Origin of the sequence: Aquipuribacter aurantiacus (genome assembly GCF_051216895.1) — a bacterium.
Taxonomy (GTDB): Bacteria; Actinomycetota; Actinomycetes; order Actinomycetales; family JBBAYJ01; genus Aquipuribacter.
This window is the reverse complement of record NZ_JBPKAO010000019.1, coordinates 15,687-28,387: the sequence shown is the minus strand read 5'-3', so window position 1 is coordinate 28,387 and position 12,701 is coordinate 15,687. Positions and strand designations below refer to the sequence as shown.

General features: G+C 64.6%; 11 protein-coding genes. 3 read left to right on the top strand and 8 right to left on the bottom strand.

What is annotated here, in order from left to right; all coding sequences use genetic code 11:
* Window positions 1-387, bottom strand: a 387-nt coding sequence (locus ACR80Q_RS17910; RefSeq protein ID WP_435379018.1) for a hypothetical protein, incomplete at its 3' end; no start/stop codon positions are given.
* A gap of 218 nt (window positions 388-605) precedes the next feature.
* Here ACR80Q_RS17910 and ACR80Q_RS17905 point away from each other — a divergent pair.
* From ACR80Q_RS17905 to ACR80Q_RS17895, 3 genes are all read left to right on the top strand, one after another.
* On the top strand, window positions 606-1,253 hold the full coding sequence (locus ACR80Q_RS17905) for a hypothetical protein (protein WP_435379017.1): 648 nt from the start codon (window positions 606-608) through the stop codon (window positions 1,251-1,253).
* A gap of 765 nt (window positions 1,254-2,018) precedes the next feature.
* Window positions 2,019-3,038 carry a hypothetical protein gene (locus ACR80Q_RS17900; RefSeq protein WP_435379016.1) on the top strand — a complete coding sequence of 340 codons (1,020 nt, stop codon included), beginning with the start codon at window positions 2,019-2,021 and terminating at the stop codon, window positions 3,036-3,038.
* 15 nt (window positions 3,039-3,053) lie between these two features.
* Window positions 3,054-3,857, top strand: a complete 804-nt coding sequence (locus tag ACR80Q_RS17895) for a nucleoside triphosphate pyrophosphohydrolase family protein (protein ID WP_435379015.1) — start codon at window positions 3,054-3,056, stop codon at window positions 3,855-3,857.
* On the opposite strand, the gene ACR80Q_RS17890 is transcribed toward ACR80Q_RS17895, so the two are convergent.
* The 7 genes from ACR80Q_RS17890 to ACR80Q_RS17860 form a co-directional block, all read right to left on the bottom strand.
* Window positions 3,819-4,538, bottom strand: coding sequence for an NTP transferase domain-containing protein (locus ACR80Q_RS17890; RefSeq protein ID WP_435379014.1), 720 nt, complete (start codon window positions 4,536-4,538; stop codon window positions 3,819-3,821). The two genes, ACR80Q_RS17895 and ACR80Q_RS17890, sit on opposite strands and share 39 nt — an antisense overlap.
* 26 nt (window positions 4,539-4,564) lie before the next feature.
* Window positions 4,565-5,194 carry a hypothetical protein gene (locus ACR80Q_RS17885; protein ID WP_435379013.1) on the bottom strand — a complete coding sequence of 210 codons (630 nt, stop codon included), beginning with the start codon at window positions 5,192-5,194 and terminating at the stop codon, window positions 4,565-4,567.
* Window positions 5,195-5,380: 186 nt separating this feature from the next.
* Window positions 5,381-5,659: a hypothetical protein gene (locus ACR80Q_RS17880; RefSeq protein ID WP_435379012.1), complete on the bottom strand. Its 279-nt coding sequence runs from the start codon at window positions 5,657-5,659 to the stop codon at window positions 5,381-5,383.
* Entirely contained in the window at window positions 5,634-7,478 is a 1,845-nt protein-coding gene (locus ACR80Q_RS17875) for a CHAT domain-containing protein (RefSeq protein WP_435379011.1), read from the bottom strand. The genes ACR80Q_RS17880 and ACR80Q_RS17875 overlap by 26 nt, the downstream gene beginning before the upstream one ends.
* Before the next feature lie 1,705 nt (window positions 7,479-9,183).
* Window positions 9,184-9,930 (bottom strand): hypothetical protein, encoded by a 747-nt coding sequence (locus tag ACR80Q_RS17870; RefSeq protein WP_435379010.1) that lies wholly within the window; start codon window positions 9,928-9,930, stop codon window positions 9,184-9,186.
* A 146-nt stretch (window positions 9,931-10,076) separates the two neighbouring features.
* Entirely contained in the window at window positions 10,077-10,661 is a 585-nt protein-coding gene (locus ACR80Q_RS17865) for a hypothetical protein (protein ID WP_435379009.1), read from the bottom strand.
* A 50-nt stretch (window positions 10,662-10,711) separates the two neighbouring features.
* Entirely contained in the window at window positions 10,712-12,190 is a 1,479-nt protein-coding gene (locus ACR80Q_RS17860; protein WP_435379008.1) for a type IV secretory system conjugative DNA transfer family protein, read from the bottom strand.
* Window positions 12,191-12,701 lie beyond the last annotated feature (511 nt).

The following is a 12,701-nucleotide window of genomic DNA, read 5'->3' as shown; positions in this document are numbered from 1 at the left end:
ACGGAGCAGCGACCGCACCGGTACGTGCCCCAGGGTCAAGCCCACCTCGGACAAGCTGGCGGTGATCTCGTCGCCCGTGCGGATACCGCCACGCTCGATGCGCCGTATGGCCTCGAGGAGGGTGGCCGGGGGCGGGACGGTACGCGCGAACGTGTTGGCGGTGTAGCTGAGATGCCGCACCCAGCGCGTGCTCATGCCGAACCGTTCGGCGGTCACCTCAGCCGACGCCGGAGTCGGGCCTGCGTCGAGCAGGTACGCACGTACAGCGTCCTGCTTGCGGCGGTCCAGCGGGAACGCGTGCGCCAGGACGAGGCCCAGCGCTTCCTCGACGCGTCCCGGTGCTGGCGTTGCGGGAACGGTCCTTGCCCACGGCTGAACGCTCAGCATGGGTCCCGCTCCACCACCCAGTGACCGTAGCCGGAACCACCGGCAGCGTGCTCGGCTGCGTCCGGTAGCGCATCGTCGGGTGGGGATCTGCCGGCGGCACCCGCCAGGTGGGCGTGACCCCGTCACCTTCAAGAGCTGGCAGCATCACTTGCGTGGCACGGCTTGCTGGGTTCCAGCAAACCCATGCCAGAGATCCCCAAGGCGGTCACGATGAGGGCATGCTTGACCACACGCTTGGACCCCTCGTCGCCGGTCGGCTCCCGGTGCTGGCAATACTCGAGCGCCTCGCGACGGGTCGGCCGGTGTTCCACTCCGAGGCCGACTTCCAGCACGCTTTCGCGCGAGCATGCTGGCAGACGGACACAAGCATCGACGTTCGCCTGGAGGTCCGTCAGCCTGACGGGCGCGAGTACCTCGACATGCTGGCCATCGGCCCGGAGGGCCGGACGGCGGTCGAGTTCAAGTACTGGACCCGCCGGTGGGCCGGAACGGCCGGTGACCCGCCCGAGCGATTCGAACTAAAATCTCACGCCGCGACTGACCTCGCGAGACGCAACTTCGTCTTCGACATCGAGCGCTTGGAGCGGTTCGTAGCCGGGCCCAAGGCGAACGGCCTTGCCGTGCTGCTGACTAACGATCCATCACTGTGGTCCAGCCCGCGCGTCGCCAAGGACACACGGGACCAAGCGTTCCGCATCCACGACGGACGCGCTCTGGCCGGCACGCTCCTTTGGGGCGGCGGCGACTACGCCGCCAACACTCGCGAGCTGGCCGGCCACTACGACCTGTTGTGGCGGGACTACTCACGACCGGGTGACGGCAGCTGTCTCTTTCGCTACCTGATCGTCGAGACGCGTGCTGGGTAGGCCCTGGCTACCATCGGCTCCGTCCCCTGCGCACCGATCCCGTACTTGTGCATCGAAGCGTCCCTCGGTCAGGGACAGCCGCCCAGGAGCGGCCTCCGCCGTCCAGGCGTGGCACTGGCAGCCGCGTCCGCCCCACGTCTCTGATCCCCAGCTGGGGGTCCTCAGCCGGACGGCGCGTCCAGGGGCCGTGATCACTGGTTCTCAAGCTGGCGGCCCACTCTGCAGGCCAACTATGTCAGTGAGGGGTCCTCGACTGGCGATCCTAGACCGGCATGGTCACCCACACGACGTGAGTGTTGCGACCACCGTCCCCGGCATCAGCCATTCGGCACCCTCGTGGCGGCCCTAAAGTCGACCGCGCGCGGAACAGTCCCGTCCAGGCTGCCTTGCTCCCCTCCGGGGAAGGCATACTGGGTCCTAAGAGGCTCCAACCGTGAATGGACTCTCGGGTACGGCAGCCGATGTTGGCCGTTGGGTGCGGCGCGAGTCCGAGAACGTCTTGCGGCTAACCGGTGGTGCAGCGGCCGCACCTCTGGGCCCGTTCGGTCGTCTCTCCGGCGATGGATTGGGTGCGGCCGTCCGGGCGCTAAGGGCCGTCATGGCGCTCTCGCAACTGAGACTTCGAGAGCAAATCAATACGTTGGCGAGCGCGGATCAGGTCGACCCCCTTGGCAGGCCTCTCCGCGAGTATCCGCACGACTGGGAGCAGGGTCGACGCGAAGACGTCCTTCTCATCGGCAACGGTTCCAGGTAGGTTCGGGGGGTGTGCAGACTCTCACCAACTCAGGGCAGACTAAGGCAAGTGATGCAATGGCTGCCTCACCCCAAACGGCCAGCCTGCTCTGTGACTTTGAAGTGACCGGAGTTGATGCCGCAACGTGGGCGGCTGCCGCCTCCGCCGTGGCCGCGGCTCTTGCATTGCTGGCCAATGCGGTTCAATTGCGGTATCAGAACAAGATCAATCGCATGCAGCAACTCGACACCGCAGATGCGATGTGGCGCAGATGGCACTCGGGCTCACAGGTGGGTAGCGTCCATAACGGCGTGGATGTCGAACAACTCGAACCCCTAATCGCCAACGCCTGCCGGCGGATGGCTGAAAGGACAGGGCGTCAGTTCGTCACGGTTTCACGACGTTTCCCTGAGCCTACCCGCGAGACACCCTGGGCGATGGAGGTCTTCATACCAGAGATTGTCGGCCAAGGCCCACCGGTTACCGAGGCTGAATACAAAACTCGAATGCACGCGCGATCCGTCCTCGTGGGGGAGATGCTCAGTTCCATTGAACAGGCCCCTGCGTACCGTCAGTTCGAGCTCGGAATGCGCAACTACCTGAACCACCTAAATGACGTGGCGGAACGCCTTGATACGGGCGTCGTAGATCGACTGGCGTTCATGTCGAAGTACTCACCAAATATTATTCGTGCGGCGTACCACTATGAGCCATACATTCTCTGGTTCAACTACGCGCACGATGACGCCTACCGGTACATGCGTCTTCTGAGACTGTCTGCTGCCGCGAGAATCTTTTATTGGCTTTCACCATTTCAGCAGACCCGACTGTACGACCGTTCCGAGTACGGTCCCATCCTTGCGCCAAGAACAGGTTTCCAGTTGCGCGGACGCGTCCCCATTCTGATGCGATGGAGTCTCGGCAGGGCTCTGGGAAAGCGCACAAGATCACGACACATCTCTGAGATTCTGGGTCTCAGACGGCGTTTCATGCCCTCTCAGCGTTTCGCCACACCGTACCTCCGTTCCCAGATCTCTTGTCTCGAATCCTAGAAGGCCATGGTCTAGATGTATTGGCTTCCCCGGCATCATGCACAGCTCGCGGTAGATGAGGCCATCAGTCGCGTCGGCGGATACTGGAGTCCAGCCGGCGCGGCCCTGCGCTTGTTCGAAGAGCTTTGCGAACTGAAGTTGGCAGTTGACGGTAAGGATGGGTCCATAGCTGAGGAACTGGCAGACGTCGCGACAATCACGCTTTGCTTAGCAAATCAGTTTCAGATTGACGCCTGGCCGGAAGTGGCGCCTGAGGACGCCAGGTTGAACGTGTGGAAATTCGCTGGCCAGATCGCCCGCATCGTTAATCATTACGACGGACCAAAGGCGTTGAAGTTGACTGAGGAACACTCGCTGTTGTCGCTCGCGCTACCCGGGATGCTCACTGCAGTTCGAAGTCTGTCCAAGCGCTTGGAAGTTGATCTCGAAGAGGTCTTGATGACCAAGCTCAAAAAGATGGTCCGACGCGATAAAAACAGATTCGCATCTGGCCACTCTTCTTCTCTTGCGCGCATACACACTTTGATTGAGCGCAATAGATCGCTGCCGGCGCGGCAACCAGTCCGCCTATTTGTGGGGCAGTCATACTACGACCGCCCACAGGCCAATCAGCACTTGCTCGCGGTCGACAAAGAGTTGTTTTTAAAGGCGCGCCCTGAAGGTCTGGATGCGCTGCTCACGGGACCGGGCTTCCCCCGGCCGCTCAGAGGTGAAGCAGCCACGGGTCAGGAAACCGATCATCAAGAAGAGTTGCAACTGGAGGAGGCTACCTCAAGGTACTCACTTATCGTTTGGAGCGCCATGCCACCCGGGCCATGAGTTGTAGTAGTCCTTGTGGATCCGTAGCGCTTGTAGAGCCGGGGGAGTTCCAAAGTCGAGGAAATCAGAGATCGTAATTGCACCGAGGTCCGCCTGTAGCCTCTCCAGAGCCTCTCGATCCAATGAAGCATCCTCTGGTCTGATCACTGTGTACGACACGCTTGTAGGAATGAAGTAGATGCCAGCCGTGATAGCTCGCAATTCTCCCGACGCGCGTCTCCGCAATGGCCAGACTTCACTGACTACAAACTCCCCGTTGCTCTCACGTAGTAGGAGGTTGCTGCGTGCCGTCTCCCCGACTATCATGGCGACCAGACTGGGGCGTTCGGCTCGCCAATAGGCCTCCGCCAGATATTCGAAAGCGCATCGCCACATCGTATCTGCCGTGATGAAGACGCAGTGATCCGTCTCTACCTGGACTAACCCTACTGTCGCGGTGAATCCTGTTGACGGCGACTCGGTGCCCACACTCGCAACCATGCATGGCGCATGAGACTTGCGAGCAATGGTTTCGAAGGAGCGCACATCACTATCCCGGCAGCATATGACTACACGGCACACGAGTGGAGATCTGCCTAGCCATTCTAGCAAGCGCAAAAGGTGTACCTCGCCGCTAGCGTCAACTAAGGCCTTGGGGCCGTTCACGAGGCCGTGAAGGCGGCTACCGGTTCCGGCAGCCATGATGACGACGGACAGTTTCCGATTCCTCAAGCCTTCCACCATTCGACGACGACCCGGTCTATCGGATCGGCGCTCATGATGTAGCGCGCAGCCTCTTGGCGTGGCCGTTCGTCGGAACCGTAATAGCCCTTTCCGACCCTCTCGAAAGCCGCTCTGATCTTGGTCTTGATACCGTCTCGATCCGCGTGGGAGTAGCGAGTCCTAGGCATCATCTGCGTAAACGCACGCTCTGTCTGGAGGAGTACCCACGAACACTCGGAAGCGATGTGGCGTGGATGCGAAACGCTATAGACGGGACTTAGGACAAGCATAAAGAATCGGGTTCCGCAGATAGAAAACTGCCAATCAAACTGCTCAACCTCTGACGGCGCCAGAACGCTCCCGTCCTCGCGGTAGGACATCTCCACGAACTCGCGAAAGCGCTTGGCGAGAAGGCTGAGTGAGTCGGTGGATTTAACATCCAGGGGCGCAGCGATGACGTCGAAGGCGTCTTGGTCGTCATGGCGGGACAGAAAGTCACGCAGAGAGCGAACGTCTTGTATCGGCGAAGCAGCCCGTTGACGCAATACGTCCAGTCGAACGATTCTCGCCTGTCTGGCGAAGGGACAGGCGACAGCAGCCACGTACCGCTCGAGCCCGTCTTCGGCGGCAGCCATGCTTGAAACGTAGCTCACGGCGTCGCCGCACGCGCCGAGTCAACTGACAAGTGATGCCCCTTCCGATGTCTACGTCCGCTGGGTGGCTTGGCCGGTGCTATGGGAAGCAAGCGCCTTGACAGCACTGAGTTCCTGAATGCCAGTCCTGCCCATTTCGCGAATCAGGACCCTAATTCAAGTCAACAGTCATTCGGGAGCCTCATCCAAGGACACGTCTACGTCGGCCTCATTTAGGTTACGCTTTCGTACCCACCCAAGAACCTGGGACTTGGCGACGTCGTACGTGGCGCTCGTGAGCAGCGCCACGACGACCTCGAGGATGTGCTCGCCACCCGATCTGTCCGTAGATGCGCCCGCTACGGGGGGTTCAGCATCGACATCAACTCCGGCAGCAAGCAGATCAGCCACCAGATGCTGCGCCTGGTTGGCCGCTGCCCCCCTAAGCGTTATGACGGTGCGTGTCATCGTTGCTCCTGTTGGGCTCGAAGTGGGTGGCGCGCGCGATCAACGTGTGGCTCGCCCAGGCGTGGAGAGGTGCCTCTGGTCGATCATGGAGGATCGCTCGCGTGGTTTCAAGGACCGCGCGGGCAGGGTCGAGCCCATCCACCAGGCGAGGCAAGAGCTCCTGAAGGTATGCAGCCGCCTCGACGTCCTGGACAGCTCGGATGGTTCCAATGACGCTATGAGCCCCCCGCGCCAAGAGGGCCAGTGCCAGATCGCTCGGTTCCACCGCGACGTCATCTAGAACGGCACCCACCCAGCAGGCGTTGAGCACCACTATGGCGCCCCTAGACAGGTTCGGCAGGTCCTCCACTCGCAACGTCTGGCCACCCGCCAGACGGAGCCGCTGCGCTGCTCCTGTACCCACACCATGGCCCGCGAACACGACCAGGCTGACCGGCTCACTCGGCTCGTCAGGCAATACTTCCCCGGCACCGATCAAGCGGAGCCGCGCACCCACGCGGGACGCCTGCTGATACACAGTTTTCTGGTCGCGCAGAGCGTAGGAGAGCGACAAGTCAAAGTGTCCCAGCCAAGCGTTGCCAGCCGCGGACGTGACGTTGTGTGCGTCAGCCGTTGTCAAAATTAGGGGATGAGATGCGACAATTGGATTTCCGTCTGCACCGGGCAGAGCCCCCCAGGGAAAGCGCCAAAGTGGCCCCAACGGGCAGATGCGTAAAGCGACGGACTCCGCCTTGAAGCGCTCTTCCAGCATCTGCCGCGGCAGTAGGGCCTGAGCTAGTTGTTTCAAACGCGGATCACCGGCTGAAGCCAGCCAGGCGTCAGTGCGACCGCCATCAGTCAGTGTTCCGCCTCCTGTGAGGAGTGTTCGCATGAACGGCTCAACGCTGCTCTCTGACACATCCCAGGCGGTTGTCACCGGCTTATGACCTTCTTGTATCAGAACCGTCAGGCCAGCGGTTCCGACCTCGTTTGCCGGCATGACAAGCAGGGTCGGCTCAATTGGGTGGGCGACGCGCGTCACGTCGGTCTCCGTGATTGGTGCCCATGCTGCAGAAAAGGCGGTCACTGCGAGGCTATGTGGATCACCAGGGGCGACGTAGATGCCGCTTCTCCGGGCCTGTGTGGGGGCCCCCCGTATAACCGAGGCAACGGAAGAGTTGGCGAAACGCAAGAACGTCCTAACTATTTCAGTTGAGGAGTAATCGTATGAGCCCAGCCGGCTCAAAATGCGAAGGACCAGACGAAGTGCATCTTCTGCCCCCGTGTCCGCCGTGCGGGCCGCTTGATATACAGCGAGTTGTCGACCCTGCTCAACAGCTTGAAGCGCCTCACTTATGGCCGCCAACGCCTGAGCTGGCTCACTCAGTCGCTCTAAGCAGTCCGCCCGATAGGCTTGAACCCGCGCAATTTCGTAGGCCCAAGTCGGACTATCGCCAGCCGTGGAACTCTCAAAGACATTCAACGCCGCGACATAACCGTCAAGCGCCTCCGGCGTGCGGTCTTGATTAAAAAGTTGCGTGGCCTGCCGTGCAATGATTACGCCGCGGAGAAAGGGTCGATTCAATGGGGCGACCTCGGCAGCTTGGGCGTAGAGCAGACGGGAGGTCTCGAGAAAATTCACCCGAGAGGCGCAGACGGCAAGCGTCACTAGAGCCCCTGCCTGTGTCGCGAGCTCATATTGGGAGAGTTCTTTGGTCCCCTGTTCTTCCTGGATTTGTTCCCACGCATCGAGGGCCCACGCCAGAGCAGCGAATGGTCGATCCAGAACCTGCGCCAGGGTAATTCTCAGCTGGGTGACCTCGCGTCGCAGGATGGGCATTGGCTCGGGCAATCGGGGGTTCAGACTTTCATACCGACTGAGCCACTCGAGGGCTGCACCACCTTGACCGAGAAGTAGTGAGAGGTTCTGCTCGCTAGCGTGCAGCGCCAATCGCCAAGAGTCTTGCTTCAAAGTGATGAACCGCCCGCCTGCGGACACCTCGAAAGTCGGAGGTTGGGCGGGCGGCAAGGTGTCGATGAGCGACCTTAGAACATGGAGAGCCGAAGAATGGTCGCCCTCAACGCGCAAGAGCGCGGCTGCGTCCAACGCCTGTGCGATCCGTTCCTGTTGTTCGCCCCCTCCGTTCACACAAGTCGCCCAAGGGTAGACGCGGATGCCCTAAGTCGCTCGATAACTCCGGCCGAAGCTGGTTGGACCGGCGGCGGCTCCGGCGTTTTCGACGGGTCTCGACGCCATCGCTCTTGCAGATCGAAGAAGGCCTCAAGATCCCCGATCTCAGAGGGTGCCTCAGCCATGATCGACCGCCACTGTGCTGCAGGCTCGATGGCCCGGTTCCGCTGTGTAGTAAGCGCGACGGTCGCGTCTGACACAACCGTCTCGTCCCCGCGGGATAGCACGATGGCGGCCCCGTCTCCATGTTCCGCGAACTCGTGCTCAAGTCTATGATCGGAGAAGGGACTCCAGGGTTCGCCGTAAGCAGTGGCGCAAGCCGCCCCAAGAAAAGCCATTCCTCTGTTCGCTAGACGGAGGCGAAGCGACTCCACATGGGCTTCGGGGCCAGATTCTCGTTGCACAAGCCGCTGAGCGATGAGTAGATGTGCGTGAGCATCGTCGGCTAGCAGCATTGCCACGCCACTATGCGCCCCGCATGCCTCTAGTTGTCTCATGGCCGCGTTGATTAGGGCCACCCTTGCGCGGCCATCCGCGGGGGTCGTCAAGAAGCTCTTGTAGGCGAGCGCACGATAAGCCGCGGCCAATGCCACCCCGTTCATAGTGCGGAGAGCGTGTTCTCCTAACTCGATGGCGTATGGACCGTCGAATGCACGGTTCTCCCTAGCCGCCAGCGCGTCGAGCACCTTCGGGGTTGTAGACAGACGCAGCTCGCAAGAGACTTCTCGAGCACAGGAAAGGAGAGTGGCCGTGCGGACGTCCTCTGAGCCTCCACTCGCGAGCTCAGCGAGTCTCAGCAAGGTGTCCGCTTGTTCGAGCCGCTCGCTACCAACGTCAACAAGGTCAACGAGGTCAAAGGTTGGGGCCTCGGGAGACGACGGGTAATGGAGCACACGGTAGTCTCGGGCTGTTGTCTTCGAAGTGACGGCGGGCCAGCGCACGTCGTCATACTGCTACAAGTTGCCCCGCGCAGCGTGTGAATCCGCAAGAGCGCCTTGCTCGTGGAAGGGGGCCCGCCGACCGAGGCGGTATGCGCCCGCCCGCCCCGTGCAGACACCGTGGTGAGTGCCTGGCAACTGGTGGGTGCCACAGATCACAGCGACCTCAAGAGGCGGGCGCCGAGGCTGCTTGCCTGCAGCGCCGCTGGCGCGAAGCACCCGACCTCAGCAGAGCAAGCGGAGAGCTCAGGGTCGAGTAGCGCATCTTCGGTTGGCAGGTGACCGCGGGTGCGCGCTCGCTGCCTTGAGGGCGTCCCGACAGCCGACCGGCTGCCGGGACAGCAAGGTGCGCCCTCCGGTCCAGTTAAGCTCCACGGAGGCTGCCGCCGGCAGACCTGTCCGGACCAGGGAGCCGCTCAGGGGCGCCTTGCGGCAGCACGCGGCAGGGCCCTAGCCAGCCTTCGGGCGGGGTTCGAACCGCCCAGGGTCATGAGGGTGGGGACGGGGACCGCGGCCCGTGCCTCCTGCAGCAGGTCGCTAGCTATCCCCCAGTCCGCAGCCGAGTTACAGGGACTGCGGATCGTGTCCAGGTCCACGCGGACTTCAACGGGCACGGTCAGACCCGGTGTGCGCGCGGCCGCGTCCCGGACGTGGGCCGCGAGTGCCTCGCCGTAGGCCGCCCAAGTGCGGTCCCGTTCCACCTCGAGTCGTTCCTCCTGGTCGGCGATCGCGTCGAGCTGATTCTCCTGGTCGGGATTGGCGAGGTCGACCGCTTGCCCGCGCTCCACGAGTTCCTGGGCGGCCTCGTCGTACTGCCCCCAGACGCCCAGGTCGTTGAGGATCTCGCTGACGAAGACGTCCACCCGGAGGGGTTCGGTGCGGTGGGAGAGCAGCTCTTGGTCGTCGTGTCCGACGGTCGAGGTGATGAGGTTGCGGACACCGTCGGCTTCCCACGAACCGGGACGGCCGGCCAGCACGGCCTGCACTCCCCCGACGTTCGCGGCCGCTCCCGCCAAGGCCTGCGTCACGAACTGCGCCCAGTCGATCGGGTGTCCATCGGGTGGCTGCAGGCGCGCGGCCTCGGTGAGGATGTCGATCGCGTCCGCCAGCACCTGCTCGTAGGTGCGGGCGGGGGAAGTCCCGTTGGTGGTTTTGCTGTCCATGTTCGGGGTCCCTCATCAAGAGTCGGTCGGCGTGTGGATCGCCGGCGTCAGCGGCGTCGGCGTGGCCGTCTGCTTGAGGGGTCTCCCAGGGCCGCGGCCGGGACGGCCGGACCTACGCGGAGGTGTCGTCCGGCAGCGGCTACGCGTCATTGCAGTTCTCCGGTCGCGAGGTCCACCACTCCAAGACGGCCCGTGCTCTGGGGGTCATGGGCGGATTCGGCGGGCGCGTCGTGGTCGTAGGTTCGTTCGCGGTGGGTGCGGGTGGCGGGGGCGGTGTGTCGGGTGTGGCGGGCGGTGGCGGGCCAGGGTTCGTGGCCGTCGTGGCAGTGCCCGTGGGTGCGGGTCCGGGCCCGGTCGTGGAAGGCGGGCAGGCTGTATCGGTGCCAGTCCTCCAGGGCGTCGCTGGTGAAGGCCTGGGCGGCGCGGTAGCGCTGGTCGGTGAGGACGGCGATCTCGTGGACGAGGTGGGGGTGCTGGGGCCAGCAGGGCAAGATCCCGGCGTCGGCGTCCCAGACGTACTCGTGGTTCAGCCAGCTCACGACCTCTTCCAGCCACGCCCACACCTGCCGGCGCAGCAGCGGGTGGGTGCAGGTGGCGGGGTCCCAGGGGCGGGCGAGCTGGGTGACGTCGCCGAGCGCGGCGACGTGCTGCCTGGTGCCGTGCCCGGCCAGGTGCAGCTCGCGGTAGGCGTGCCGGACGAGAGGACCAGGTTGCGGGAACGGCAGCACCATCAGCCTGTCGTTCCGGGACGCCGGGTGCGGCGAGGACGAGCCGGGGGAGCTCATCGGTCATCACCCCCATCGCGGTGGTCGCGGTGGTCGCGGTGGTCGCGGTGGTGAGGAGCCAGACCGTGGCGTTCGGCCTCGGCCAGGGCGGCGGCCGCACGGGCGGTGGCTGTGACGGCGGCGTGGCGGGCGGTGCCGGTCCGCTCGCGCTGCTCCTGCTGTTCGCGCAGGAGGCGTTTGCCGGGGCGGTGGTCGATGCAGCGGTGCAGGCGGGCGATGACGGGTTTGCCGTTCTCGGCGACGACGAGGGCGCGCCGTTCGGGGAGCTGGCGGATCTCCTCCGGTCGCAGGACGGCGATGTCGTCCCCGGAGTAGCTGCGGCCGTTGGTCTTGCCGGTCTGCCAGCTGCCGCGGCTGATGCGGGTGGTGCCGAGGAGGTCGGAGACCTCCTGGTTGAAGGCGACGTCTTTGGACCCGCCGAACAGGATGAGGACGTTGGTGAGCCCGAACAGGGCGCGGGCTTCCTGCTCGCCGAAGATGGCGGCGAGCTGCCGCCAGGTCTGGGCGGCGTAGATGAACGAGATCCCCAGGGCTCGTTCGTTGGCCATCCGGGTCCGAAGGGTGGGGATGGGCGCGGTGGAGGGCAGTTCGTCCAGGCACGCCAGCATCGGCGGGCACAGTCGCCCCCACGGTGACGCGTTCGCCAGGGCGAGGGCGGTGTCCAGGACGTGCTCGGTCAGTGCCGTCATGAGTGGTGACGCGGAGGCGTAGGGGTCTTCTCGGCCGAGGAGGTAGATGGTGCCGCGGCGGCGGATGACGTCGGCGATGTCCGTGCTGGAGCGGCCGGGGCCGGGGGTGCAGCGGGTGCGGATGTCGGCCTGGAAGAACAGGCTCATGGCCTGCTGCACGGTGGTGGTGGTGTTCCCGGCGGTGCGGTCGTCGCCGTGCAGGGCGCCGTGGAGCAGGCCGTGCCAGAACGGCGCCGCGTGGGGGTGCTCGCGCAGGATCTCCGCGGGTTCGCTGGCGTTGCGGGGGTTCGCGACCCACCGCAGGACATGCTGCAGCGACCGGCCGGTCAGCGCGGCGGCGTGGAAGAACGCTTGGATGACCTTGGCGGCCTCGGCGGCGTAGAAGCGGGCGGCGGCGTCGTCACCGTTCACGCTCTCCGCGCCCTTCACGGTGCCGGCGGTGAACGCCTTCGCCCGTCGTTCGGCGACCATGGGGTCGACGCAGCCGTCGATCGGGTCCCACACCAGCTCCGGCAGCCCTGGGGCCAGACCGAACGGATCCAGCACGACGCACGGGCGGTCCTCGTGCTGGTGGTCGCCTCGGGAGCGGGCGGTGACGGTGAGGAGCAGGTCGTCGACCTTGGTCAGCGTCACCAGGGCCGCGCCGGGGGCGTGGAGCAGGGCTGGCGTCAGCAGGTCGAGGGTCTTCCCGGACCCCTGGGGTCCGATGACGCCGGCGGTGCGGTCCCACGGCACCCACAGCTGCCCGCCGCGAGGTTCATGGGCGTGGCCGATCTGCCAACCCACCTCCCGGCAGTCCGCGGTCTTCAACGCCAGCCCCCGTCAGTGGCGGGCCTGCTTGCCGCACGGCCAGAGGTGGCAGGGGGCGGGCCCGTCAGCGCGCCGTGATGAAGACTCTGGTGAGGGCCGTGGTGGAGGCGGTAGTGGTGGTGGAGGCGGCTGCCGTGGCGGGGGTAGAGGTCGGGGCGGATGGTGGCGCGGTTGCGGCGCAGCCGGTGACGCCCCAGGAGCTGCTCGACGTCGGATCGGGTGGCCATGCCCCGGACCCGGGCAGGCCCCCACCGGTCCAGGGCCCACTTCCCCAGCAATGCCATCAGCAGCACCGCGACGACCTCGGTCGCGACGAGGTACGTCCAGAGCATGTTCGCCCCTGCGGCTGTCACGGCGGCAGTTCCGGCTGTGATGTCCGATGCCGTTGCGGGGGCGGGAGGTAGACCCGCCGTCGCGTCGCCGCGCACCAGGGCGGGCAGGCTGCTGAACAGCTCCGTCCTGGGCGGCCACCGCCAGGGCCCACCAG